Source organism: Clostridium sp. 'deep sea' (assembly GCF_014931565.1).
GTDB lineage: Bacteria > Bacillota > UBA994 > PWPR01 > PWPR01.
The window spans coordinates 3,644,799-3,670,655 of the sequence record NZ_CP063353.1; the positions used below are offsets into that span (position 1 = coordinate 3,644,799).

Consider the following 25,857-nt stretch of genomic DNA (forward strand, 5'->3'; position numbering starts at 1 on the left):
CAATTTAAACAATCAATTATAATAAGAATATCTTATTATTAATTGTTAATATCCCTAAATGAGTACATATGTTTTTATTTAAACAAAATAGGGAGAACCTTAATTTTATAAGGAGGGAATTGAATTTTATGAAAATTGCAGTAGGAAAAGAACGAATTAACAGCTTATTTTTGGATAACAATAATATTTATGTAGCACGTAGGACAGAAATTGAAGTTTATGATAAAGGTACAAATAACTTAAAACATACAATTAGTGTAGGTGAAAAGGGTGTGCAAATATGTATAGATGAAAACTATATTTATTGTACTACAAATCACAACTTTATAGTTTACCATAAACAAAGTTATGAGCTATTACATAAAAAACAGTTTGGGTATGATATTAGCTCCGATTTACGACGACCAGTGAATGATAAAAACAACGTATATTTTCCTATAAGAAATGGTGAAATAATTGCCATTGATAAACATGATTTTAATAGTTTTTCAACACTTAAAATGCACCCACAAACAGTATGGGGTATGTGTGTTGACGAAAACTACCTATATACAGGTTGTGTGGATACTGTAGTACGAAAAATAGCTAAACAAAGTTTTAAAACAGTTTTTGAGCTAAAGTTACATAAAAAAAATGTTCAAAGGTTAGCTGTTAATGAAAACTGCTTATTTAGTACAGGTAGTGATTTTGACATAGTAATAACAAATAAACACACAGGAAAAGAGCTAAACAGGTTAAAAAAAGTTCATAATAAGGCTATTAATGGTCTTTTTATTTACCATGATTATTTAGTATCTTGCTGCCAAGCACAGGGTTTAATTAAAGTATTTGGCTTAGCAACTTTTAATACTGTTAATGAACTAAACTATTCAGTAGACGAAGGTGGAGGCATAGTTTTTAATAATAATAAGGTGTATATTGCCCTAAAAAAAGAAAAATGCATATTAGTTATGGATAATAAGCAGTTTTTTAATGAATAGCTTATTAAGCTTTAATAATTTACATATATAATAAAGAAATTAATAATTTAATAATAATTATTTTAGTAAACAATGACACAGCATAAATGTATTATGTTAACATTTAATCCTTTCTTTATACCGTCACTTTCTTCACAATAATAGATGTGGGAGGAGAAGTATGCTTAGAGTAATAACTAACTCTTCATTTAAAACATGGTTATTAGAATACGGTAAAGTATTTAGTACTATCGATAAACATGACAGCGGTAATATCTCTTATGGAGTTATAACAGCAGAAAATAAAAAACACTTTGTTAAGTTTGCTCCGTTTACCAATAAACAAGCCTGTGAGTTTTTGTTAAATGCCTGTGAAATTGCCAAAGAAGTTCAGCATCCTATACTAACAAAGTTAAATTACTATGTAGAATGTTGTGATGGTATAGCTGTGGTTTATGACTGGATAGAAGCCGAGTCAATTAATGAAGTGACAGAAGAGAGTAAGCTAAATTCACAATTAACTAGAGAACACCCCCAATCTCCATATAGTAGATTAAAGGCTTTGCCAGTACCTAAAGTATTGAGTATTTTAAATAAAATTTTTCATTTGCATCTTAAAGTTGAGGAGTCCGGATACATATCAAGTGACTGGTATGATGGCTGTTTAATGTACGATTTCAACCAAGATTTATTATATATAATGGATTTAGATACTTATCATAAAGGTAGCTTTATTAATACTATGGGTAAAATGTACGGTTCAAGTAGATTTATGGCTCCAGAAGAGTTTGAACTGAATGCAATTATAGATGTAAGAACAATGGTATACCATATGGGAGCTACCGTGTTTGAGCTGTTAGGCAAAGGTAAAAAGAAGCTGCAAGAAGGATTTAGAGGAAATAAAGAGCAGTTTTTAATTGCTTTAAAAGCGATATCTATAAATAAAGAAAATAGATATCAATCAATACGTGAATTTTACTTCGACTGGATAGATTCCCTAGAGTATTAAAGCGAAATATGCTAAAATACAATTATTAAAATAAGGTATAAATAATATGAACAATCCAATTTAAAAATTCCATAATAATTAAATGAAAGACTTTCCTGAGAATAGGTTTGCAGCTTACTGCAATACCTCTATTTCTTTATGGGGGTCTTTTTGTAATACAAAAATAATGGAGGTTTTTAAATTGATTAATAAAATTAAGTCAACTAATGAGTTAAATATATATTTAATGTATGTAATTGTTTTTTTACAAGGTTTTGTTTTTTACGGACCTGTTGCTACTCTGTATAGACAAGCAAGAGGATTAAATCTTAATCAGGTGTTTGTCATAGAGTCTGTATTTTGGATTTTAATGCTGATTTTTGAAATTCCTTGGGGTTGGTCGCTGATAAATTTGGTTATAAAACAACCTTGTTAATTTCTAATATAGTGTTTTTTATATCTAAAATTGTCTTTTTTAGAGCAAACTCTTTTGGTATGTTTTTAGCTGAACGAGTGCTTTTAGCTATTGCTATTGCGGGTTTATCTGGCTGTGATTTAGCACTACTGTATTCCTCAGCCCCCAAGGAAAAATCTCAGCAGATTTTTGGCAGATATAATGCTTTAGCTACAGTAGGATACTTACTTGCCTCATTACTCTCTGGATATATGGTAAAAAATTCACTGAGTAGCACGGCCTTTTATACTATAATTCCATATGCTTTAGCAATTATTTTCACTGTATTTATTAAGGAGGTTAATACTGATTCAGCTCAAAAACCAAAACTAAAGGATAGCTTTAAAAATGCTTGGTCAATGAAAAGGGTTTTGATTTTAGTTGTTGCTATAGCATTTATTAAAGAAGTGTTTCAAGCTGTAACAGTGTTTTTGAACCAACTACAATATTTAAAATGTGGAATAGCTATAAAATACTTTGGTGTAATAATTGTGTTAATTCAAGTAGCTAACTTAAGCTCTGTAAAATCTCATTTACTTAGTAAAAAATTTGGTAAACAAAAGACCATAGCTATACTAATTATAGCAATATTATTAAGCTGTATTGCACTTATTTTTACTAATAATGCTATTTTATCTGTTTCTTTTATTTTTTTAATATCTGGTAGTATGTCGATAATTAACCCAATTTATGCTGAGCTACAAAACCTATCAATAACAAGTGGAGATAGAGCTACTGTTCTTTCAATATACGCTATGGTTGGCAATGTAATTGCAGCAGTAATCAATCCTTTTATAGGAAAAAGTGCTGACATAGCTATTGAAACTGCATTTTTTACTTGTTTTATGATAGCTATGTGTGGATTACTCTTTTTTTATCTTTATATAAAGTTAGATAAAAAACATTGTAAAAATAATAAGAACTAATAGTGATATTAAGATATATTAACAGTCTTTTATTAATGGTAGAACTTGTATGGATTTTTTAGTAAAAACTATGGAACTTCTTTTTATTAATATCTATCTAAGGATAGTTGCATAAAACACAAACAATGAGGAGAAAAAAATGAAAAAAATAATAAGTATAGCATTAATAGCTTTTTCTATTTTTGCTTTAGTTGGATGTACACCTAAAGAACCAGCAGCTAATGTTCCTGTAAACGATATTATGGACAGCATTAAAGAGCAAGTTAAAACAGACCTAGTCGCTGGTGGTGTAAAAGAAGAGCAGTTTAAAGATGGCAAATTGCCTGGGTATATGATTACAGACATTATGACTGATGAAAACAACCCAACTGCAAAATTGTTTAATAAAGATGAGGTTGAAGAGGGTTTAATTTTACAACATATGATGAATGTTAATTCTAATCTCATTATTGTTGTAAAAGCTAAAGATGGTAAAGTAGATGCTGTTAAAGAAGTATTAGCAAAAATAAAAGAACAACAAGATAGCATATGGAAACAATACTTACCAAATCAGTACGATAAAGTAAAAGCAAATGTAATAGAAGCTAAAGACAACTATGTTATTTATGCAACATATGATGATTCTGCAAAGATAAAAGAGGTATTCGAACAAGCTTTTGAAAAGAAAGAATAGTAATTATAGTAGGAGCTGTTAAAAGCAGCTCCTCTTTTTTAGTTCTTTTTAAGTTTAAAAATAATTATTGTGGAACATAAATTATAAATTAACAACTAATAAATATCTAAATTATAAATTATTTTAAACAAGGAAGATTAATATGGTATTTAGTAGCCTTACTTTTTTATTTTACTTTTTGCCCATTACTTTAGGTTTGTATTATTTAACGCCTAAAAGATATAGAAATATTGTGTTATTAATAGCTAGTTTGTTTTTTTATGCTTGGGGTGAGCCAGTATATATAGGTTTAATGATTTTTTCATCTGTTGTAGATTATATGCATGGCTTATTAATAGATAAATATAGAGAAAATAAATATAAAGCAAAACTATTAGTTATTTCATCTATTTTAATAAACTTAGGATTATTAGCTTTTTTTAAATATGGTGATTTTATAATTACAAACGTTAATATGCTATTTAATACCAGCTTTAAGCTATTAAACTTACCGCTTCCTATTGGTATATCGTTTTATACTTTTCAAACTATGTCTTATACCATAGATGTATACAGAAATAAAGTTCCAGCACAAAAATCTCCAATAGCTTTAGCAACCTATGTAACATTGTTTCCACAGCTAATTGCCGGACCTATTGTGAGATATAAAACTGTAGCTAAACAATTAACAAACAGAACAGAAAACTATCATAAAATAGCCTATGGTATTAAGAGGTTTATTATTGGATTAGCAAAAAAAGTTTTATTAGCTAATAATATAGGTTTGCTTTTTGCTGAGGTGCAAGCCAGTTCTATTGCTAACTTGTCTGTAGCTACGGCTTGGTTAGGGCTTATTGCTTTTGGTTTTCAAATTTACTTTGATTTTAGTGGTTATTCAGATATGGCTATTGGGCTTGGTCATATGTTTGGTTTTAGTTTTTTAGAGAACTTCAATTACCCCTATATATCTCAAAGCATTACGGAGTTTTGGCGAAGGTGGCATATATCTTTAGGTACTTGGTTTAAAGACTATGTTTATATACCCTTAGGAGGAAATAGAAAGGGCAAAATAAGAACCTATTTTAATCTTTTAGTTGTTTGGCTCTTAACAGGTTTTTGGCATGGTGCAAACTACAATTTCATGTTATGGGGTTTGTATTTTGCGGTCATAATAGCACTCGAAAAGCTATTTTTACTGAGTCTGCTAAATAAACTACCTACACTTTTAAAAAGATTATATACTTTAATGTTAATACTAATATCTTGGGTGTTATTCAACTACGAGGGTTTAAATGATATTTATTGTTATATTAATAAAATGTTTGCTTTTACCGGTAAATTAATAGATAATAGCTTTTTATACTTAGTTAGTAATTATGCAGTATTATTAGTTCTATTAACTATTTTTAGTACTCCTATTATAAAGAATTTTGTAAGAAAAGTGACATGTAATTATAAAAAATATTCTATACTTCAGTTAATTTGTTTTGTCACATTATTTATAATATCAATAGCTTATTTAGTAGATGCCTCATATAATCCATTTTTATACTTTAGATTTTAGGAGAACTTAAAAATGAACAATACAGCTAATAAAACATTAATAATAATATTTATAGGTATATTAGTAACCTTTAATATATCCTACGCATTAATGCCTGAAAAAAGTTTTTCGGAATCTGAAAATAGGGTATTAGCCAAATTTCCTAAGCTTAGTTTAAAACAAATTATGTCTGGAGATTTTACAGAATCATTTGAGCAATATGTAATAGATCAAGTATTATATCGAGATAAATGGGTTTTTATTAAATCTGGTATAGAGAGTGTTTTGCAAAAAAAAGAAAATAATGATATCTATTTTGGTAAAGATAATTACTTATTTAAAAAATTTAAAAAACCTAGTGATACACTTAGTAACAATATTAATAATCTTAACTATTTTGCTAGTAAACTTACAGAACTACAGACCAGTGTTTTATTAGTACCAAATTCTATAAAAATCTACGAAGATAAGCTTCCTAAGTTTGTTTCAGTTTTTGATCAACTAACAGTTATTAACACTGTTAAACAAAACTTAAATAATGGGATTATTTTTAGTGATATATATAGTACTTTAAACAATGTTAAAGATGAATATATTTACTTTAAAACAGATCACCACTGGACGATGCGTGGTGCATATTATGCCTATACTAAGTACGCTGAGGACATGGGTTTTACTGCCTATAACATCAATGATTTTAGTATTGAAACAGTTAGTGATAGTTTTTTTGGCACCTATTACTCTAAGGCTAACAAACAACTACCAGCAGATTCAATAGAAACATTTAATCCTAAATTTTCAGTTAGTTACCAGCTAGAGTATTTAGATAGTGAATCAAAAAGCACATCTCTTTACGATACCAGTTATTTAACAAAAAAGGATAAGTACTCAATGTTTTTGGGTGGCAATCATGCTTTATTAAAAATTACTAGCAGTGTTACCAATAATAAAAAACTAATAGTTATAAAAGACTCTTATTCACACTGTTTTATTCCATTTTTAGCAAACCATTATGAGGAAATACATGTGGTAGATCTACGTTATTATAAGCTTAATATTTATGATTATATTACTGAGAACAAGATAGATAATGCCTTATTTTTATATAATGTTACCAGCTTTGGTGAAGATAACAGCTTGGATTGGTTAGTAAGATAGCGGAACTAGCTATAATTATATAATTACTACTTGGAGTGTTGTTATTGGTACGACAGGATGTTTTATAAGATATTTACATTTAGGAAAATTAACCCTTTTAAGTTGTTGACGTAGAACGGTATATTGTATACAATGAACTTAAGCTACATATTAACAGAAATGGGGGAGAAATAATGCAAATCTATGATAGTTCAGCTTTATATAATCAAAATATGGCAGATAATAAACAACAATTATTAAAAGACTTTTATAACGATCTTTTTAAAGGTTTAAAAGTTAAAATGATTCATGATTGTTCTATTGGTGCAGGTGGCACATCATTACCATTAGCTAAGTTAGGATACGATGTATCTGGTTCAGATATAAGTGAAAATTTACTTAAAAAAGCTAAAGAGAATTTTAATAAAGCAGGTTATGATATAAATCTTTATAATAGTGATTTTAGAGAACTAAACAGCAAGCTTCCTAATAAATATGACTGTATAATATCTACAGGTAATTCACTTCCGCATATCTGTAATAATGATGTTGATATTTTCCTAAAAGAGGTTTCGGCAAAACTTAATGATAAGGGATATCTATATATAGACATACGAAACTGGGACTTGATTGTAAAAGAAAAACCAAGTTTTAAGGCATTTGACCCTATGGTAATGACAAACACAGAACATAAGAGCCTGTATCAATTTTGGAACTGGTATAAAGATGGTTCAGTAGATTTTGTGTTTGTAACCTCAACTGATAAAAATGGTAAACATGAAAAACATATCATATTAACTGCACCAACCTACTACCCTCTTATACTAAAAGATTATACTAACATGTTAAAAAATAATGGATATAGGTTAGTTGGCTGTTATGATTTGGATTCAATATGGTTAGGTTCAAAACAAGAACAAAATAAAATAGGTGATTTTACAGAGGATTTTAACTATATTAATTGGTATGGAATTTTAGCTCAAAAGCTTTAGTACAATGTTATAATAATAAGTAGATTGTACAGCTGCTTTTAAATTATTATTGGTATAATCAACTTTTTTATAAGATCTGTATTAAGGAGATAATTATAATGAAAGCTAAACTAACTATTATTACCTTATTATTCTGTTTATTATTAGTAGGCTGTAACAAAGTAGCAACACCAAATGTACAAAATCCAGAAGATGATTTAAGGCCCGAAGAGCATTATCAAAAACAAGTAATGAGAATTGTAGCTGTACATGATAATAATTTTGAGTATGTTTTAATGCCAGAAGATGGGGTAGATTTATCAGTAAATATTATTGGCGATAATATTGATGGTTTAGTAGAAGAGTTTGATGAAATAGCTATTGAATGTGAGCAAACTGGTGCCAATGTTAAAATAGAGATTATTGGTGAAATCTTTGATTTTAAACTTCTTAATGTAGTTTGGGATGAGCAGGAAAAAGAACTAGTAAATAGCGATGTAATTAAAGAGTATGATGAAATAGAAAATAGCTCAATTTACATTAAAACTTCGTTACCCTGTGGCATGGCTAACAAGGTTATTGAATGGAAAAATAAAGAGAATAAAGAGTTTAGAATGTTTATATCTCAGGATGGTTATGGCTTTAGTGGCTCAGTGATTTGGAGCAAATAGTTTTAGGAGTTAAAAATGAACTTTTATAGAACTAATAGTAGCGAGTTAATAGCACAGTTAAATGAACATGTACATACAATTCATGTTGAGTTATATCCAGAGTATTTTAAAGACTACAAATATGAAAGTATGATAGTATTTTTTAATAAATTTATAAATAATAAAGAGCATCTGTTTTTAGTGTTAGAAGATAATAATGATTATATAGGTTACGCTTGGCTAGAGCTAAGAGCCAATGCCGAAAGTGAGTTTAGTAAAGGCTTTAAGGATATATATGTTCATCAAATCAGCATAAAAAAAGGCTATAAAGGTAGGGGTTATGGACAAGCCTTTATGCAAAAAATATATAAAATTGCTAAACTTTATAGTATAAATGAAATTAAACTAGATTATTGGATTGGCAATGATGAGGCTGCCAACTTTTACAAAAAGCAGGGTTTTGTAAAAATTAGAGAGTTTGTTGTTAAAAAATTAAATGAAAAGTAAAAGATGCAATAGCTCTATTTTAATTGTTACCTAAACAAGTATTCGCTGGAATTACCTTGGGTGATTCCGTTGTGGAACTTAGGTATAACTGAAATAAAATTAGTTAGTGAAATTGTACTATATATTAATAAAGCAGCAGTGAGTAAATTGAAAAATTGATTTACTCACTGCTGCTTTATCTATAACATTAAAACAATTAACTGGCTTTAACTGCTTTTATATCATTCTTAATATTCTTTAGCGATCCGTATGGATAAAACTTTAAATAAATTAAAGCAATTATCGTGGTGACAAATTCAGCAAAAATCGTTGCAATCCAAATTCCGTTTTTTCCATAGATAAGCGGCATTAAATAAAGCCCTATAATAAAAACAACTAAGCTCCTAGATAGAGCAATTATACAGGATATTAAAGGAGAGTTAACCGATGTATAATAAGTAGCTAAAGCTATATTTACTCCCTTTAGTAAAAACGACATAGCATAAAACAACAAAATAAATGATGCTAACTGAATAATGTTACTTTTATTTGTAAAAACACTAATAATCTCTTTACTAAATACAACAGAAACAATAGCCATAAAAATACCAGCAATTAGATTAGAGTATACAGCATATTGTCTTAGTTTTTTAACCCTCTTAAATTGTTTGGCACCTACATTTACACTAATAGAAGATTGGCAAGATTCAGCAAAACCATAAGAAATAGAGGTTGAAATATTAGCAACTTGCATTGCTACAGAATAAGCTGCAACGCCATCTAAACCAATTTTACTAATAATTAAGGCATTATAGACAAAGCCTGCTATAGATGTAGACGCCATACTCAATAGCTCTGATGAACCGTTAAAAATCATAGCCAAAATATCTTTTTTAAGAAACTTTGGCTTAGTAAATTTCCAGCTAGATCTAGTAATTATTAAATACAAAAAGATTAAACAAGGAATAAGCTGAGATAAACCTGTAGCCAAAGCCGCACCTATCATTTTCATATTAAAGACAACAATAAATAAAAAGTTTAATATAACATTTATAACAGTGCCACTTACAGATGTAGCCACAGCTATAGCAGGTTTACCATCAAGTTTTAAAAAGAATAAAAAAGCAAAAGACGTTATAAAGGGTAAAATGAATACTGATAAAACGCCTGTATAATCGTTAACAAATCCTGCCACTTCTCCACTTAGCTTAAGAATTTCAGCAATTAAGTCTCCGGTATAAAAGAGTATTATTGAGCCCAATATAGATACAATTGCAATTAAGCTAATGGTCACTACAAAATAGTTATTACTTTTTTCATACTCTCCCTTACCTTTATAGATTCCAGCTAAGGTACTGCCCCCTATGGCTAACATTGTGCCTACACCACCAAATAAAAAAACAAAAGGCATAACTAAGGTTATGGCGGATAAGCCATTAGGGCCTACAAAACGTCCAATAAAAGCAGAATCTACTAAACCAGCAGTATTTTGCGCCAAAACGGCTACTAAAGAGGGTATAGCGTAGGTCCAAAATATTTTTGATACCTTTTCTTTTTCTAAATCAATTCTTTTATGTTTACCAGTCACTATCATGTTCCTTTCATATCCTAACTAATCTAAATATCTTTATTTCTTGAACTAATTAAAACTGTTTTATATAATAAACCTTAAAGTAGGTTTAATGTCAATGAAAAGGTGAGTATAAAATGCGTGAATTTTTAAATATAGGTGAGCTAGCAAAAATCCTTAATATATCTACCTCTAAGATAAGATACTATGAAAAAATAGGTATCATAAAACCCTTAAAAATTGATGCTAATGGTTATAGACTCTATAATTTTCAGCAATTAGATAGGTTAGATGCAATTGTAATATTACGAGACTTAGGAGTATCTCTTGCAGAGCTTAAAACTATACTGACTGATTATAAAATAGAAGACTACATAGCTATGTTAAATAGGTCTTTAATTACGGTAGATAAACAAATAGCAGATTTACAAAATAAGAGAAAATCTATTCAAAAAAAGGTGGATGTTGCTAATCAGTTTAAAAAAAATAACTTTGAATTTAGAATAATTGAAATGCCTAAAAGAGAGTTAGTTTGTTTGCATATAGGAGCAATTTTCAACTATAACATAAAAGAAACCTATGAAATACTTAAATATTGCACAATACCCTTTTTGGATGCCTATGACTCGGCCTATCATATCTATCATGGTAATAAAATTATTAGCATGTATAAAGACTATGATAAGGAAGAGTATGAACGATACCTTCCAAAGTTAGAGCTTTCAGCAGGTAAATATTTATGCCATGGAGTTTTTATTAGTAATGACAATAAACTAGAACATGAGGTTAAACGATTTAAAAAGTTTATTATAGATAATAATTTAAGCTCTAGTGGAGATATAATTATTAATGAAAATTATCGATATTCCTACTACTATGCCAATAAATTTTTTATTAACATACAAGTAAAAATAGATTTTAAATAAGACAAATAGTTGTCATATTAATTTTGTTAAAATAAGCTAAAGAGGTGTTTATATGAAAATAGAATGGCGTAAACATGATAAAAAGCTTTATTTACCTAATCAAAAACCAGAATTAATAGAGGTTCCGGAGTTTAGATTTTGCACAATAGCTGGTGTGGGTAATCCTAATAATGTACACTTTAGTGATTGTATTGCTGTATTGTACTCAGTTTCTTATGCTATACGTATGTCTTATAAGTCTAAGAACCCCCCTAAGGACTACTATAACTATCGGTTTATCCATTAGAAGGTGAATGGGATATTGCTGACAAAAGCAAACATGTTGAGGGAGAGTTAAATAAAGATAATTTAGCTTATACTATAATGATAAGACAACCAGAATTTGTTACTAACCATTTTTTTAATGAAATTATTGAGGCTGTAAAAAATAAAAAACCTCATGAATTATTAAATAGAGTTAAGTTTCAAGTTATTAAAGAAGGAAAATGTGTGCAAATGCTTCATGTAGGAAGTTACGATAATGAGCCTGCTAGCTTTAATAAAATTCATAATTACTGCAAAGAGAATAATTTAACGAGATTGAGTAAAAAACATCGTGAAATTTATATTAGTGATTTTCGCAAAACAGAGCCTAATAAGCTAAAAACAGTTTTACGAATAAAGGTAAAGTAATAAAAAATACTAAACTTAGGTAGAGTAAATTTACTTAGGTTTTTTTTATAGATAAAAATATGCAATATTTATGTTAATGCTCTTTACATACTAGTGATAGTATGATATCATTTAGTTAATCAATAATGATAATCATTATCAATAAATAAGGAGGTTATGTTTATGAGTACCTGTAAGTGTGTGTTTAACTCACATAACACTGGCTTCACAAAATGGCTAGTAGAGAAAATTGGTCCGGTACTTATGGGCACAAAACCTGCTGAATTGTTAAGCTTTTTAAGCAATGATGAAAACTTAAATAAAAAACTTTCAATAATTAATAATAGCTTAGGGAGGTGTGTAAGAGTAAAACATACAGTTGTTAAACTAAAAAATAACAATATTAAAGTACTTTTTTATAACGAAAATAAGCTAAATAACGTTTTAACAGATAAAAGAAACATAAAGTTTTTAAAACAGCAGGGGTATCCTAAAGAATATAATTTTCAGGACTATATGCGTAAGCTAATAAGTAATATTACATTAGGCGTCATCCCCCATGAAATTGGTATATTTTTAGGGTACCCTTTAAAAGATGTATTAGGTTTTATCGGACATCCATCACTAAAATTAACAAAAATATGTGGTTGGAGAGTGTATGGTTATAGTGAACCATCAGATCAAATATTTAACGCAATTCAAAACTCAAAACAAACAATAAAATCACTCTTAAAAATTAAAGCTCCCGAGGAAGTACTTTTAATGAGTGTTTAGTAAAGTGAGGTAAAAACATTGAAAAAACTTACTATAATATATTGGAGCGGTACAGGTAATACAGCTGAAATGGCAGATTTAATTGCAGAAGGTTTTAACTCTGCAGGTGGCGATACCAACATAGTAGCTGTTGAAAATGCTACAAAAGAAATGGTGGCTGATACTAAGTATTTGGCTTTAGGTTGTCCCTCTATGGGAGCCGAAATCTTAGAGGAAGAGCTTATGCAACCGTTTGTAGATTCACTTGAAGATATTGATTTTAGCAACAAAATTGTAGCTTTATTTGGCTCTTATGATTGGGGCGATGGTGAATGGATGCGCAATTGGGAAGATCAAATGAAGGGATTTGGGGCAAAGCTAATAGATTCGGGTCTAACTGTTAACCTAACACCCGAAGCAGATAGTGCAAAGCAGTGTATAAACTTAGGTGTAAATTTAGCTAATACAAATTAAAATTTATATATTTTTACATGTTGCTGGTAGAAAATAGCCAATATCAGTAACTATGACTCTCCAAAATATAATATACTACAACATTATATTTTCTCCTATTCAAACAGTACTAAAAAAGGTGTTGAAACAACACCTTTTTTAGTACTGTTTTTTAAATAAGTAAATTGACCAATGGAAATATTTACATTACAATAAGATATGTGTAAGTATTGTTAAAAAGAAAGGAGACAATAATTTATGAAAAACAAAATAACTGACACAAAAGATTTTGTTTTGTTTTGTCTTGTGGTAGTGGCATTTATTTTGTTAGCAACAGTGGGTGTTAAGCTATACATAAATACCGCTAATGAAAGCGTTTTGCTTTATGAAGCTGATAGCCCTCAGCAGACTGTTTATAGCTATTTGTTAAAAGATATGAATAATTTAGAAGTCAATAAACAATACGAAATTACTTCTGTAGAAGAGTTAGATAAAAGTAATTATTTACTCAGAAAATACGGTGGTAAAGAGCTTTTAATGAATGAAAACTTAACAGAAGATGATATTAGCGTAGTTTTGGCTAAAATAAATATTATTGATAAAGTACATAATAATGATATTACTGAACTTACAAGAAGATTTTATTTAATAAAAAAAGAAGCCTGGTCTATTTACCAAGAGAGTGAAAAGTATAACAACACATTTGATACTATTTATGAAGTAGCAGAGGATTCATGTAATGAACTTATAAAATTGCCAGAGGTAAACAGTATTTTTATAAATGATATACAGGAATTAAATAAAAATATGTACCCCAATGAGCTTAATTATATAAAACTATACAGTAAAAATGAAATAACAAATGATAAATTGAGTGTTTTGCTAGTAGACTACTCTATTAAGTATAATAATGCTAAAACAGGTTTAAAAAGTGGACATTACAAACAACTAAAATACCTAATACGTGAAGATGATTTTTCTGAATGGCAAGTTACATATAGTACCATACCTCAAAAATATCAATTACTGAGTGCAGAAGACACTGTTACACAATACTTATTGAACATGAAAAATGACCCTTCAAATTATGTTAAAAGTTTTAAACTAGATAAAGTAACAAAGGCAGCTAAAAGTGAGATTGAACACTATGTTAAGATGTGGAAAAACACTACTAAATGGAGGGTTTATGAAGTACAAGAAGGTCATGCAACTATTATAGATGCTTATTATGATGTTCAATATGACAACACTAAAACCTTTAAGGATTCTGGCTACATTAAACACCGCATGTATTTAGTAAGAAGAGACGAGAATAATCCTTGGATTATTTTAGATCAGATGAGCCATGAAACAAATAAGGAAAAGTAGAGCTTTATAAAAATTTTACCTCAAGCAGTAAATAAGACAAACTTAAAAATCCTATTAATAAATAGGATTTTTTTGGTTTATTAAATTATTACACATACGGTATAATTGTCATATCTATTTCATTTATATATTCCTTAAAATAGGCAATTTGCAGTCTTAGCTGTTTTGCGAACCAGGCATTACCCGATTTAGTTTGCATGACCTTGTTATTTGAATATCTTTCAAGCTTTTCGATACGCATTTTAATGGCTTCTTTTTCCTTATTTAAATTGCCCTTGTAATTGTTGGTGCTCCATTGAATATGTTTGTAAATTCTATAAGCTCCATAACGATCAATATTACCAGCATCACTAACTATGGCTGCCTCTAAAGTGTGTTTATATTCATAACCACATCTATTGTCTACATGGGCAGCAATAGCGTAACAAATGTCAGCTATATTTTGCCCGCTTAAATTTTGAGTTTTTAGAAATTCAAAAGCTATTTTAGCTGATACTCTGCCGTGTTCAACATTATCATTTGTATCGTATTTTCCAATATCATGTAATAAACAGCTTAAGACTACTATATTTTTATTAGCTCCCTCTAGTTCAGCTAAATTAAGACCTATATTGGCAACCCTTAGACTATGATTATAACGATAAGTTTTTTCTTCTTTGGTAATATTGACATTACTTAAATACTGCTGTAAATAGCTTTGAGTAGCTAAAACTATTTCGTTAAAATTATCACTATCACTTGTTGTTACTGCTATTTCAACATTAACATTATTATACTGCTCTAAATGTAGATTAATGTATTGCAATAATTCTGAGAACCTATCATTTATATTTTTTATTTGGCTTAAAATAGTTTCATCTCTTGAGTCTGTATAAGTTTCAATAACTTTAATTAAATCTGCATATTTGCTAAATAGAGACTGCTCTTTTATATAGGTAATTGACTGGGCTTTGGAGCAGTATTTATTGTTGTTTAAAAAGTAAATACTCCTAAATGCCCATAGTATTGCATGAACTGTAAATTGAGGATCATTTAGGGTTGTGTTTTTTTCTACAAGGCTTTTATTATGGTGAAGTAAGTAATTTTTTAGAACATTGTTAGATATAAACTTAGGTAAAACCTTCATAAAATCTTTTCTGGTTTCGGCAGCTTTATAGTGATGTTTTTTTAAGATGTCTATCTCTAAAATAGAGTGTATTACTCCATTAATCCTTTTCCAACTTGTTTTAGAAGAGCCAATATATATACCACCAACTATTTGGTTATTTACTACTTCATAATATACTCCCTCTAACTTATTTAGGATATTATCAGTTATCTTAAACATGTCATGAAGTCTATAGATTCTATGTTCAATATTATTAGCTATTCTATCATCTATAAAAACAACAAAGTCAATATCACTTTTTTGAAAAACATAGTCACCAAGTACAATAGACCCAGTTAATAGGAGCTCAAAATAAGTACTCTTAAAAATATTGGCTAATTCATTATAAAATATGGTACCTACAACCTGTTTATTCATTGAGTCCTCCAACAAAAGTTAAAGTGACTAAGTTATACTTAGTAAAACTTAGGCAAATATTATGGGTCTATTTTATGCTACCATAATAAAATTAAATCTCCAATAGTTAATGAGATGTATGTTCAAAAAAAAACTAGAAAAAATTACAAATTAGTATATGCTAAATAAAATTTAAATTAAATTTAACTAATTAAAATTGTTTTATGATTATGACTATTTTGGCTGTCTAAATATAATTTAAATTTGATTGTGATAATTCTTAGAATTAATAATTATTAGTTTTATAGAATAAGTAAAGTTTACTATAATACCAAAATAATAGCTGTTACTTAATTTTAATATACCTTTAAAGTTACTGTAAATAAACAAAAATAGAATTTATGATACAATATATATGTATTAATAAAAAACATTAACATAGGTTTAATGCTAAAGAGAGTTTATATTTTAATTATTAATATCACTAAAAAATAATAGCATAGCAGGTGAAAAACCTTTGATTACTAAAGAAATCCCGTTAAGGTTTTATTACATCCTTATAAGAATAATATCAATATGGCATAAGAAAACAAAGTAACATTAACTAAACAATTAAAACCTTAAACCTATAAAATTGTGAATTGACATCTTCAGACTATCGTGATAGTATAGAATTGACTATCGCAATAGTCTGAAGCGTTTTTATACGCTTTTCTTAGTAATGTTTATTTATCAAATCATACAATAAGTTAGAGGTGAAATTATGAAAGGCATAATTAAAGTAACCATATTTATGTTAATAATAGTTATGACAATATCTGTATATATTTTGTATTGCCAAAAACAAAAAACTATATTATGTGAGATAAGTCAAACAAAATTAGAGCTTAAAAAACCAAAAAAAATACAGAGTGTTGGCAAAGATTTTGTTACAGTGATAGATGGCATACCACATATAAATCTAAATATTAAAACTAATTATGAAAAAATTAATGATTACTTTTCAAATAAAATTAATGAAATATCTATTAATAGCTTAATATTAAAGAAGCAAAATGACAGTATAATATATGATTTATATAATGCAAAGAATGAATTTAAAACAATAATAGAAGTTGAAGATGGATATGTATTAGCCTTTAAACAAGAGCAAGAAGAGCATAAGTTTGGTAAGCCTTACATAAAAAAAATAGACTTAACTGGTAAGGAACAGTGGAAGTTAACAATAGATAAGGTGTTAGAAAATTTTAAAATATCTTACCTAAAACAGCTTAATAACAGGAGTATTATTATAGGTTTTGCTAGGTATGACCCTATGTCACTTTTATTCTCCGGCAAACAGGTTCAGGATAAAAATTATTTAGTTTGTATAAGTCAAAAAGGTAAAGTTTTATGGAAGAAAGATTTTACAGAAACCTGTAAAAGTGTAATACAACATATTTTAATTTCTGATAAAGATGAACTGCTTTGTATAGGTGTATATAATACCTTAAATCCACCCAAATCAGAGCGAGCGTATTATCGAGATATTATGATAATTAAACTGGATAACAAAGGCACTATTATGAAGCAAAGAGTGTTTGGTGGTAGCAACTACGATAATGTGCGAAGTGTTGTTTATAACAAAGAGTTGGGTTTGCTTATCGGGGGTATCACTCAATCAACTGATGGCGACTTTAATCGTGAACAGGTGGGTATCCGAGAATTTATAGCTAGGCTAGATTCAGAGCTTAATACTATATGGTATAGATTAAGCAATAATACAAATACCTATAATGAAGCTTTATTAATAAGTGGCAAGTACTTATATGTTTCAAAACATGTTAGGTACTCTAGGGGTAATGCCATAATATCTTTAGATAAGTATAACAAAGATGGTGATATTTTATGTTCAGTTAAAGATGAACTGGATCAAGAAAAAATGTTAAGTAAAACCCTTTTACCAAATGGGAATTTTTTAGTTATTTGCAGTAATGGTAAAAAGAATAAGTGTGATTTGCTAATTTATAATAATCAAGCAGTTAAAAGATACTCACTAAAATATATACCACGAGAAATTATACCTACTAATGATGGAGGTTTTATTTTAAAGTCTGTAAGAAACATTAAAACACTACCACAACCCTGTATTTCATATACATACTATGATACTGAAACTACAATCGAAAAATATAACAATGAATATAAGCTAGAGTGGCGTAAAAGTTATGATCATTACCAAGATAAGTTAGGAACAGATTTTGTTTTACCATTGCCAAGTGGCAAAGTTATTGTACAGTAAACTCGTTAGCTTAGATTACAACTGAGTTAATATTTTATCGCTAATATTGTAGTGATGTGATTCCAGCGTTGTTCATTACCTAAAGAAGTATTATAGACTAAGTTAATAACGTTGACACTTACAGACTAACATGATAGGATAAATATAAACTATTGTGATAGTCTGAGGGGATGTTTTAAACAATAAAAATAAATTAAACAATGCAAAGAAACTTAGAAAACAACAGCAGAAATGACTGAATAACTGCAAGAAAAAAGTAGGTGTAATTATACAATATTTAGAAGGTGAAATAGTGAAGTATATTAATAAAATATCAATATTTATATTAATAATAGTTGTGTTTATAACTTTAGGTGTAATAAGTATTGAAAAACAAATACAGATTATCGATACAGATAAAGATGTAACAACTATTTATGATATGCAACATCTAAAAACGATTAAAATTAAATATTATGAAAAACTTAGTGATTATTGTTCTCATAAAATTAATGAGATACCCATTACTAGTATGTCACTAATGAAGATAGATAATTTTAGAATATATGATGCAGATAACCCAAATAGTGAATTAAAAGAACTAATAGAAGTTGAAGATGGATATTTATTAGCATTTAAACAAAAGCAAGATGTTATAGGATTTAAAGAGCGTGAGTTTTATAATACATACATAAAAAAAATAGATTTAACTGGGAAAGAGCTATGGAAGTTAACAATAGATAAAGCATTGCAGAAGTTAACGATAGATTACTTTAAAGTACTACCTAACCGAAATATAATTATTAGTTTTACAGCTTGTGAACTTCACGAGCAGTTACAGAAAAAGAGTATAACTTGTATTAGCCAGCAAGGCCAAGTTCTATGGAAACAAAGCTTTACAGAAACCTGCGGAAGTGTAATAAAACATATTTTATATACTGAAAAAAATGAATTGTATTGTGTTGGTGCTTGTAATACTAAAAACCCAATCGAGTCAGATCAGCAGTATCATAGAGATATAGTACTGACCAAAATAAATAACAAAGGCGTTATTGTTAAACAGAGATTATTTGGAGGTAGCAATTACGATGATGTTCATTGTGTTGAATACAATAAGCAGTTTGGTTTGGTTATTGCAGGAGCAACTAAGTCATTTGATGGTGAATTTATAGAACGCATATTTAAAGATACTCGAGACTTTGTAGCTCTGTTTGATTCAAATCTTAACACTTTATGGTGTAGAATAAACATGGATAAACATAACGATGACACGAACAATAAAAATATTATAGTAAATAATAAAATTATTTATCTTACTAAATATCTTTTTGATGATTATACTTACCATGAAAGAATAGCTATGATTAAAATATATGATAAGACTGGTGATAGATTATATAAACAATTAACTACCACCACACAATACGATATATTCAAAAAACATACACTACTACCAAATGGATGGTTTATAGTGGCCAATGCTAATCGTAATAGTTGTTGTTTATTAATCTATAATGATCAGGGCAATTATAAAACAGGTTATTTCTTAGGACATTCGCCACAAGATATTATACCCACTGTTGATGGAGGTTTTATTTTAAAATCTATTAGAGAAATTAAAACACTACCATTTTCATGTATGCGGCATGATACTGAAACAATAATCGAAAAATATAACAATGAATATAAGCTAGAGTGGCGTAAAAGTTATGATCATTACCAAGATAAGTTAGGAACAGATTTTGTTTTACCATTGCCAAGTGGAAAAGTTATTGTGCAGTAATTTCATTCATGTTAACTAAACTATAAATATGTTGACACCAACAGACTATCGTGATAGTATGAGTATACTATTGCGATAGTCTGTTTAGTTTACTTGAATAAAATTTAAAAAAATTAATGCAAAACTTAAAGTCCCATTATAGATTCAACAATAAATAAGAGAAGGTGAAGAAGTGAAGTATGTTAGTAAAATATCAATATTTATATTAATAATAGTTATGTTTATAACTTTAGGTGCCTTTAGTAGTGAAAAACCAACCCAAATCATAAATACAGATATAGAAGCAATTATAGATTCTATAGCAGATCTAAACGATGATAAAAATAAACATTGTCAAAATATTAGCGATTATCAACCTAATAAAATTAATGAAATACCTCTTACTAGTTTGTCACTAATAAAAATAAATAATTTTAAAATATATGATGCAGAGAATCCCAATAGTGAATTAAAAGAGCTAATAGAAGTTGAAGAGGGATATTCATTAGCATTTAAACAAAAGCAAGATATAAAGGGCTTTAAAGAGCGTGAGTTTTATAAACCATACATTAAAAAAATAGATTTATCTGGTAAAGAATTGTGGCAGTTAACAATAGATAATGCATTGCAACATTTAACAATAGATTATTTTAAACAACTGGCTAACGGAAATTTAATTATTAGTTTTTCAGGCTGTGAAGCTAATCAACAGTTGCATAAAAAGAATAATTTAACTTGTATTAGCCAGCAAGGCGAGGTTTTATGGAAACAAAGCTTTGCAGAAACATGTGGAAGTGTAATAAAACATATTTTAAATACTGAAAATAATGATTTGCTTTGTGTTGGAATTTGTAACACCAAAAACTTAACTGATAAATCATCAGTCTCAGTTAGAGACATAGTAATAACTAAAATAAATAACAATGGCGTTATTGTTAAACAAAGATTATTTGGAGGTAACGATTACGATGATGTTCACTGTATTGCTTACAGCAAGCAGTTCGGTTTAGTTATTGCAGGAGTAACTAAATCAACTAACGGAGACTTTAAAAATAGAGATTTCTCAGATAACCAAGGGTTTATAGCTAGGCTAGATTCTAATCTTAACACTATATGGTACAGACTAAATAAGATTAGCGAATGCTTTAATAATAATGTTTTAATAAGTGATAAATACTTATATCTTACTAAACATGCTAGAGATGTGGGCATTAATAGCATAGGTATTATTGAAAAATACAATGATAATGGAGATATAGTATTATCAACTAAAAGCAAGCTATCTCAAAAGCGATTTAAACATGAAACTCTTTTACCAAATGGCGATTTTCTAATTCCCTGTAGCAATTTTATAGTTAAATGTAGCAATAGGTATGTGGGTGATTTATTAATTTATAGTAATCAGGGATTAATTAAAAAAAATTATGCCTTAAACTATTCTCCACAAGATATTATTCCGACTGTTGACGGAGGGTTTATTATAAAATCTATTAGATACATTAAACGAGCAACTCTGCCTATAGTTGTGTCTCTTGCACTTTATGATACTGAAACAATAATTGAAAAATATAATAATGAATACGAGTTAGAGTGGTGTAAAAGCTATGATAATTACCAAGATAAGTTAGGAACAGATTTTGTTTTACCATTGCCAAGTGGCAAAGTTATTGTGCAGTAACTTGTTAGTTATGGTAAGTATTTAAATTGGCTAAATTTTTTAGCTAAAACTCTAAGAAGCTAATGATAAATTTGACCTTCTTTGCAATATTGACATCTACAGACTATCATGGTAGTATTGATATATACTATTACAATAGTCTGAGGTGTTATAAATGAAAAAAATAAAATTATTTGATGCAGAATTAAGATTAATGGAATTAATATGGCAGCAGCAAAAACAGCCAGTAAGTGCTAAACAACTTAGTATATTGGCAAACGATGAAATAGGTTGGAATAAAAATACCACCTATACTGTTATAAAAAAGTTAGTAGCTAAAAATGCTGTAAAGCGTGAAGAACCCAACTATATATGTGTGCCTTTAATTTCACGAGACCAAGTTCAATTAGCTGAAACCCGTGATTTAATTAATAAACTATTTGAGGGCTCTGTAAAAACATTTTTTAGCTCATTTATAAAAAAAGAAAATTTAACTGATGATGAGATATCTCAGTTAAAAGACTTAATAGACAAAAAGCTTTAGTGGTAAAAAAATGCTAAATACCATATTTTATTATTTACTCAACATGAGTATTATGGGTTCTTTTGTAGGGCTAATAGTTTTAGTTTTGGTAAAACTATTGCATAAATTTTTTCCTCAAAAGTTTATATTTGCTTTGTGGGCTATTGTTGCTTTTAGGTTTTTGTTTCCACTAACAATATCTAGTAAGTACAGTTTAATTAATCTTATTGCTGGTAGGTTTGCAAAAGCAATACATGTTAAATTTGGAGAAACATTTATTCCAATAAGACCACCAGTAACAACCACTAATTTTCTGTTGGCAGTAAAAAATTATCAGCCTTTAGTGTATAAAAATGATAACATAGAGAGTCTATTTAACATTATAAGTAACTTTTGGTTTGTAGGCCTAGTTATAGCTGTTATAGTAGCTATAGTATTGTATATATTAACTATTAAGCAGTTTAAGACAGCAACTTTAGTGAAAGGTTATGAAGCTGATTTAAAGAATTGCTGTAAAAAACTAAAACTCTCGAACAATATAAAACTTAAACAAATAAGTAAACTTAAAACTCCAGTAGTAATGGGTATAGTTAATGCAACAATTATCTTGCCTACTGTTATTAAAGAAGACTATGTAAACTATATTTTGTTGCATGAGTGTAGCCATATTAAAAGAAGAGATAATCTGTGGAGACTTGTAAGTATTTTTATTACCTGTATTCACTGGTTTAACCCCTTTGTTTGGTATTTTTTATATCTTTGTGAACGAGATATAGAAAAGGCGTGTGATGAAAAAGTAGTAACTTTAATTAGTAAACAACAGGTTAAAGAATACGCATCCGTACTAATTAGTCTTTCACAAAAACAAACAACACCATTATTGGCTTTGGGTAATACTGCTGTAAAAGAACGAATAATAAACATAACAAACTATAAAAAATTGTCTCTGTTAATGATAATAATTACAGTAATTTTGTTGACTATCCTATCAGTGCTTTTATCAACAAATCAAATTATAAGTTAGAAGGTGAAGTCGTGAAGTGTATTAGAAAAATTTTTACATTAATGTTATTAGTAGTTCTTTTAATAACCCTATGCGCCTTTAGTAGTGAAAATCAAAAAGATAAATCGAAATTAAGTGATGTAAAAGAGTTCAAACAAGAAAAGCATGAAGAAGTTAAAATTATAGACATAAATGGTGTACCACATTTTAACCTAAATAGAAATACTAATTACGAAAAAATTACTGATTATTGCTCTCACAAAATTGATGAAATACCACTTACTAGTTTGGCAATGATAAAACAAAACTATAGCAGAATATATGATGTAAATAATGAAAATATTGAATTAATAAAAATCATAGAAGTTGAAGATGGATATTTATTAGCATTTAAACAAAAGCAAGATATCAAAGGCTTTAAAGATCGTAAATTTCATAAACCTTACATAAAAAAAATAGATTTTACTGGTAAAGAGTTATGGCATTTAACATTAACTAATGTATCAGAGCATTTAACAATTGATTTGTTTAAACAACTGCCTAACGGCAATATAATTATTAGTTTTACTGGTTATGAACCTGTTACTTTATTTATGTCAAGCCAAAAGGTGCAAAATAAAAACAACTTAACTTGTATCAGCCAGCAAGGTGAAGTTTTATGGAAGCAAAGTTTTATAGAAACCTGTGACAGTGTAATAAAACATATTTTAGTTACTGAAAAAGATGAATTACTTTGTGTAGGTGTTTGTGATACCTTAAATCCACCAAAATCGGGGCAAGACTACCATAAAGATATAGTGTTAAGTAAAATAGATAACAAAGGTGCTATTATTAAACAAAGGATATTTGGGGGAAGTAATTTTGATAATGTGAGAAGTGTTGATTATAGTAAACAGTTTGGTTTGCTTATTGAAGGAATGACTGAATCAACTAATGGTGACTTTAAAAATCGTGAATCGTCAAACATGCAAAAATTTATTGCTAGGCTAGATTCAAACCTTAATTCTATATGGTGTAAATTAAGTAACAATAAAAATTACTATGGTGAAGATATTTTAATAAATGATAAGTATGTATATATTACAAAACATATTCGTGAAAATGCTAGTAGTGATAGAATAGGCATTATTGAAAAATACAATAAAAATGGAGATATATTATCTTCAGTTGAAATAAATCTACAGCAAAAGCACTTGTTAAATGAAACCCTCTTACCAAATGGTGACTTTATAATTACCTGTAGTAGTGGTGATATGTGTGAATTAAGAATTTATAATCAGCTAGGAATTATTAAAAAAAGCTTTTCACTAAAACATTCACCACGGGATATTATAGTTACTACAGATGGTGGCTTTATTTTAAAGTCTACCAGAAACATAAAAACATTACCACAACCTTTGGTTATATCATGCATATGGTATGATACTGAAACCACAATTGAAAAATATAATAATAAATATGAGCTAGAGTGGCGTAAAAGTTATGATAATTACCAAGACGAGTTAGGAACAGACTTCGTTTTACCATTGCCTAGTGGCAAGGTGATTGTGCAGTAACTGGCAAGTAAAATATTTATTATTTTACAGTTTTTTAATATCAACACCAAGTTAATAAAGCTAGTAAAAATGTCACTAATATTGTTGGTGACATTTTTACTAGCTTAAACCAGCTATAGCTTTAACACATCGTTTACCAAATCAATATATTCCTGAGCAATGGCAGACAATGGTCTGCTTTTGTTTGCTATCCAACCTAATTCAAATGTTAAATCCACATCTAAAAAGGGCAAAGCTCTTAGGTTTTTATAGTATTCAGTATTGTTATAGGCATTAATGTTATGAACACCTACAGTAAATGCATTTGTATTGGTTAAAAAATCATTCATACTAGCTCTGTCGGAAACATAAATGCGATTATTAGGATTAAAAATTCCTACCTCTGCCCATTCCACACTAAAATTATATTGGTCATCATTATAAGTTACAAAAGGAAAATTTGAAATCATGTTGCGAGTAACTCCCTTAATGTTTTTACTAAAATAAGGGTTGTTAGGGCCAATAATAATGCTGGCTTTTTCAGTGGTAAACTTGTAATAGTTAATTCCACGTGATTTTAAGAGCCTTAGTAAAACCTTTTTTTGCATTGAAGATAAAAGTAAAATTCCGATTTCTGATTGTTGATTATGTACAGAGGATATAACTTGAAGAATAGGTTCTTCTTTAAAAGAGAAATTAGTGTTTTTATTTTTGTATTTATTATAAACATCAATAAATACGGAGCTGGCAAACTTAAAATATTGGCTAGAAACCGAAAAGCTTAAAGGGGCATCATAGGTAATAGATGAACAAAATTCTTCTAGGTAGTTAAATTGCTGATATGCAGGCTGGGCAATAGCAATAAACTCTCTTCCAAATTCAGTTAATTCAACGCCTTTACTGGTTCTAGTGAATATAAAGTTTTGTAATTCATCTTCTAAATTTTTAATAGATAAAGACAAGTTAGGTTGAGACAAAAATAACTCCTTAGCCGCCTTATTAATTGAACCTAGAGCCGCAATAGTTAAAACTTGTTTAATTTGCTGAATGTTCATTATTACCTCCATATCAAAAATTAATATATGTATAATATATAAATTATATATAATATTCATATATCAATCAA

At 28.4% G+C, this 25,857-nt stretch carries 25 protein-coding genes; 22 read left to right on the top strand and 3 right to left on the bottom strand.

The features are described 5' to 3' along the window. The first annotated feature begins 128 nt into the window (after positions 1 to 128). The 10 genes from IMX26_RS16850 (at position 129) to IMX26_RS16895 (ending at position 8,787) form a co-directional block, all read left to right on the top strand. Entirely contained in the window at positions 129 to 980 is an 852-nt protein-coding gene (locus IMX26_RS16850) for a hypothetical protein (RefSeq protein ID WP_195159520.1), read from the top strand. A 160-nt stretch (positions 981 to 1,140) separates the two neighbouring features. Then, entirely contained in the window at positions 1,141 to 1,968 is an 828-nt protein-coding gene (locus IMX26_RS16855) for a hypothetical protein (RefSeq protein WP_195159521.1), read from the top strand. A 181-nt stretch (positions 1,969 to 2,149) separates the two neighbouring features. Next, the gene (locus tag IMX26_RS16860) at positions 2,150 to 2,383 is read left to right on the top strand and encodes a hypothetical protein (RefSeq protein WP_243259213.1); all 234 of its coding nucleotides are present in this window, start codon (positions 2,150 to 2,152) and stop codon (positions 2,381 to 2,383) included. 11 nt (positions 2,384 to 2,394) lie between these two features. After that, positions 2,395 to 3,327 (top strand): MFS transporter, encoded by a 933-nt coding sequence (locus tag IMX26_RS16865; protein ID WP_243259215.1) that lies wholly within the window; start codon positions 2,395 to 2,397, stop codon positions 3,325 to 3,327. Between the two features lie 139 nt (positions 3,328 to 3,466). Beyond that, positions 3,467 to 4,000 carry a DUF4358 domain-containing protein gene (locus tag IMX26_RS16870; RefSeq protein WP_195159523.1) on the top strand — a complete coding sequence of 178 codons (534 nt, stop codon included), beginning with the start codon at positions 3,467 to 3,469 and terminating at the stop codon, positions 3,998 to 4,000. Positions 4,001 to 4,142: 142 nt separating this feature from the next. Then, positions 4,143 to 5,543, top strand: coding sequence for an MBOAT family protein (locus IMX26_RS16875; protein ID WP_195159524.1), 1,401 nt, complete (start codon positions 4,143 to 4,145; stop codon positions 5,541 to 5,543). A gap of 12 nt (positions 5,544 to 5,555) precedes the next feature. Continuing rightward, positions 5,556 to 6,680, top strand: coding sequence for a DHHW family protein (locus IMX26_RS16880; RefSeq protein ID WP_195159525.1), 1,125 nt, complete (start codon positions 5,556 to 5,558; stop codon positions 6,678 to 6,680). 173 nt (positions 6,681 to 6,853) lie between these two features. After that, positions 6,854 to 7,651, top strand: a complete 798-nt coding sequence (locus IMX26_RS16885; protein WP_195159526.1) for a class I SAM-dependent methyltransferase — start codon at positions 6,854 to 6,856, stop codon at positions 7,649 to 7,651. Positions 7,652 to 7,749: 98 nt separating this feature from the next. Further along, a complete protein-coding gene (locus IMX26_RS16890; RefSeq protein ID WP_195159527.1) occupies positions 7,750 to 8,301 on the top strand; it encodes a hypothetical protein in 552 nt (183 codons plus the stop codon). A 15-nt stretch (positions 8,302 to 8,316) separates the two neighbouring features. Further along, complete coding sequence (locus IMX26_RS16895; protein WP_195159528.1) at positions 8,317 to 8,787, top strand: GNAT family N-acetyltransferase; 471 nt, start codon at positions 8,317 to 8,319, stop codon at positions 8,785 to 8,787. A 196-nt stretch (positions 8,788 to 8,983) separates the two neighbouring features. Here IMX26_RS16895 and IMX26_RS16900 read toward each other — a convergent pair whose 3' ends face one another. Further along, positions 8,984 to 10,354 (bottom strand): MATE family efflux transporter, encoded by a 1,371-nt coding sequence (locus IMX26_RS16900; protein ID WP_195159529.1) that lies wholly within the window; start codon positions 10,352 to 10,354, stop codon positions 8,984 to 8,986. Between the two features lie 119 nt (positions 10,355 to 10,473). Between IMX26_RS16900 and IMX26_RS16905 the strand changes: the two genes are divergently transcribed. From IMX26_RS16905 to IMX26_RS16925, 6 genes are all read left to right on the top strand, one after another. After that, entirely contained in the window at positions 10,474 to 11,262 is a 789-nt protein-coding gene (locus IMX26_RS16905) for a MerR family transcriptional regulator (protein WP_195159530.1), read from the top strand. 52 nt (positions 11,263 to 11,314) lie between these two features. After that, the gene (locus IMX26_RS18305; protein WP_347707874.1) at positions 11,315 to 11,548 is read left to right on the top strand and encodes a hypothetical protein; all 234 of its coding nucleotides are present in this window, start codon (positions 11,315 to 11,317) and stop codon (positions 11,546 to 11,548) included. A 14-nt stretch (positions 11,549 to 11,562) separates the two neighbouring features. Beyond that, positions 11,563 to 11,934 carry a GyrI-like domain-containing protein gene (locus tag IMX26_RS18310; protein WP_347707916.1) on the top strand — a complete coding sequence of 124 codons (372 nt, stop codon included), beginning with the start codon at positions 11,563 to 11,565 and terminating at the stop codon, positions 11,932 to 11,934. 162 nt (positions 11,935 to 12,096) lie between these two features. After that, positions 12,097 to 12,687 carry a DUF3793 family protein gene (locus tag IMX26_RS16915; protein WP_195159531.1) on the top strand — a complete coding sequence of 197 codons (591 nt, stop codon included), beginning with the start codon at positions 12,097 to 12,099 and terminating at the stop codon, positions 12,685 to 12,687. Between the two features lie 18 nt (positions 12,688 to 12,705). Further along, complete coding sequence (locus IMX26_RS16920; protein WP_195159532.1) at positions 12,706 to 13,140, top strand: flavodoxin; 435 nt, start codon at positions 12,706 to 12,708, stop codon at positions 13,138 to 13,140. Between the two features lie 237 nt (positions 13,141 to 13,377). After that, complete coding sequence (locus IMX26_RS16925) at positions 13,378 to 14,487, top strand: hypothetical protein (RefSeq protein WP_195159533.1); 1,110 nt, start codon at positions 13,378 to 13,380, stop codon at positions 14,485 to 14,487. Between the two features lie 88 nt (positions 14,488 to 14,575). Here the strand turns inward: IMX26_RS16925 and IMX26_RS16930 are convergent, their stop codons facing one another. Further along, entirely contained in the window at positions 14,576 to 16,012 is a 1,437-nt protein-coding gene (locus tag IMX26_RS16930) for an HD domain-containing protein (protein WP_195159534.1), read from the bottom strand. Between the two features lie 742 nt (positions 16,013 to 16,754). Here IMX26_RS16930 and IMX26_RS16935 point away from each other — a divergent pair. The 6 genes from IMX26_RS16935 to IMX26_RS16960 all read left to right on the top strand — a co-directional run bounded on the left by IMX26_RS16935 (position 16,755) and on the right by IMX26_RS16960 (position 24,752). Next, positions 16,755 to 18,272, top strand: a complete 1,518-nt coding sequence (locus IMX26_RS16935) for a hypothetical protein (RefSeq protein WP_195159535.1) — start codon at positions 16,755 to 16,757, stop codon at positions 18,270 to 18,272. A 292-nt stretch (positions 18,273 to 18,564) separates the two neighbouring features. Beyond that, positions 18,565 to 20,034, top strand: coding sequence for a hypothetical protein (locus IMX26_RS16940; RefSeq protein ID WP_195159536.1), 1,470 nt, complete (start codon positions 18,565 to 18,567; stop codon positions 20,032 to 20,034). 172 nt (positions 20,035 to 20,206) lie between these two features. Continuing rightward, positions 20,207 to 21,691 (top strand): hypothetical protein, encoded by a 1,485-nt coding sequence (locus tag IMX26_RS16945; RefSeq protein ID WP_195159537.1) that lies wholly within the window; start codon positions 20,207 to 20,209, stop codon positions 21,689 to 21,691. Between the two features lie 154 nt (positions 21,692 to 21,845). Next, on the top strand, positions 21,846 to 22,214 hold the full coding sequence (locus tag IMX26_RS16950) for a BlaI/MecI/CopY family transcriptional regulator (protein ID WP_195159538.1): 369 nt from the start codon (positions 21,846 to 21,848) through the stop codon (positions 22,212 to 22,214). A gap of 43 nt (positions 22,215 to 22,257) precedes the next feature. Continuing rightward, positions 22,258 to 23,217, top strand: coding sequence for a M56 family metallopeptidase (locus IMX26_RS16955; RefSeq protein ID WP_195159539.1), 960 nt, complete (start codon positions 22,258 to 22,260; stop codon positions 23,215 to 23,217). Positions 23,218 to 23,258: 41 nt separating this feature from the next. Continuing rightward, entirely contained in the window at positions 23,259 to 24,752 is a 1,494-nt protein-coding gene (locus tag IMX26_RS16960) for a hypothetical protein (protein ID WP_195159540.1), read from the top strand. A 113-nt stretch (positions 24,753 to 24,865) separates the two neighbouring features. On the opposite strand, the gene IMX26_RS16965 is transcribed toward IMX26_RS16960, so the two are convergent. After that, the gene (locus IMX26_RS16965) at positions 24,866 to 25,786 is read right to left on the bottom strand and encodes a LysR family transcriptional regulator (RefSeq protein WP_195159541.1); all 921 of its coding nucleotides are present in this window, start codon (positions 25,784 to 25,786) and stop codon (positions 24,866 to 24,868) included. Between the last annotated feature and the right edge of the window lie 71 nt (positions 25,787 to 25,857).

Excerpts from the sequence above, each read along its gene's own strand:
- IMX26_RS16850 (WP_195159520.1), top strand. The coding sequence starts at position 129 with ATGAAAATTGCAGTAGGAAAAGAACGAATTAACAGCTTATTTTTGGAT.
- IMX26_RS16855 (WP_195159521.1), top strand. The coding sequence starts at position 1,141 with ATGCTTAGAGTAATAACTAACTCTTCATTTAAAACATGGTTATTAGAA.
- IMX26_RS16870 (WP_195159523.1), top strand. The coding sequence starts at position 3,467 with ATGAAAAAAATAATAAGTATAGCATTAATAGCTTTTTCTATTTTTGCT.
- IMX26_RS16875 (WP_195159524.1), top strand. The coding sequence starts at position 4,143 with ATGGTATTTAGTAGCCTTACTTTTTTATTTTACTTTTTGCCCATTACT.
- IMX26_RS16880 (WP_195159525.1), top strand. The coding sequence starts at position 5,556 with ATGAACAATACAGCTAATAAAACATTAATAATAATATTTATAGGTATA.
- IMX26_RS16885 (WP_195159526.1), top strand. The coding sequence starts at position 6,854 with ATGCAAATCTATGATAGTTCAGCTTTATATAATCAAAATATGGCAGAT.
- IMX26_RS16890 (WP_195159527.1), top strand. The coding sequence starts at position 7,750 with ATGAAAGCTAAACTAACTATTATTACCTTATTATTCTGTTTATTATTA.
- IMX26_RS16895 (WP_195159528.1), top strand. The coding sequence starts at position 8,317 with ATGAACTTTTATAGAACTAATAGTAGCGAGTTAATAGCACAGTTAAAT.
- IMX26_RS16905 (WP_195159530.1), top strand. The coding sequence starts at position 10,474 with ATGCGTGAATTTTTAAATATAGGTGAGCTAGCAAAAATCCTTAATATA.
- IMX26_RS18305 (WP_347707874.1), top strand. The coding sequence starts at position 11,315 with ATGAAAATAGAATGGCGTAAACATGATAAAAAGCTTTATTTACCTAAT.
- IMX26_RS16915 (WP_195159531.1), top strand. The coding sequence starts at position 12,097 with ATGAGTACCTGTAAGTGTGTGTTTAACTCACATAACACTGGCTTCACA.
- IMX26_RS16925 (WP_195159533.1), top strand. The coding sequence starts at position 13,378 with ATGAAAAACAAAATAACTGACACAAAAGATTTTGTTTTGTTTTGTCTT.
- IMX26_RS16930 (WP_195159534.1), bottom strand. The coding sequence starts at position 16,012 with ATGAATAAACAGGTTGTAGGTACCATATTTTATAATGAATTAGCCAAT.
- IMX26_RS16935 (WP_195159535.1), top strand. The coding sequence starts at position 16,755 with ATGAAAGGCATAATTAAAGTAACCATATTTATGTTAATAATAGTTATG.
- IMX26_RS16950 (WP_195159538.1), top strand. The coding sequence starts at position 21,846 with ATGAAAAAAATAAAATTATTTGATGCAGAATTAAGATTAATGGAATTA.
- IMX26_RS16955 (WP_195159539.1), top strand. The coding sequence starts at position 22,258 with ATGAGTATTATGGGTTCTTTTGTAGGGCTAATAGTTTTAGTTTTGGTA.
- IMX26_RS16960 (WP_195159540.1), top strand. The coding sequence starts at position 23,259 with ATGTTATTAGTAGTTCTTTTAATAACCCTATGCGCCTTTAGTAGTGAA.
- IMX26_RS16965 (WP_195159541.1), bottom strand. The coding sequence starts at position 25,786 with ATGAACATTCAGCAAATTAAACAAGTTTTAACTATTGCGGCTCTAGGT.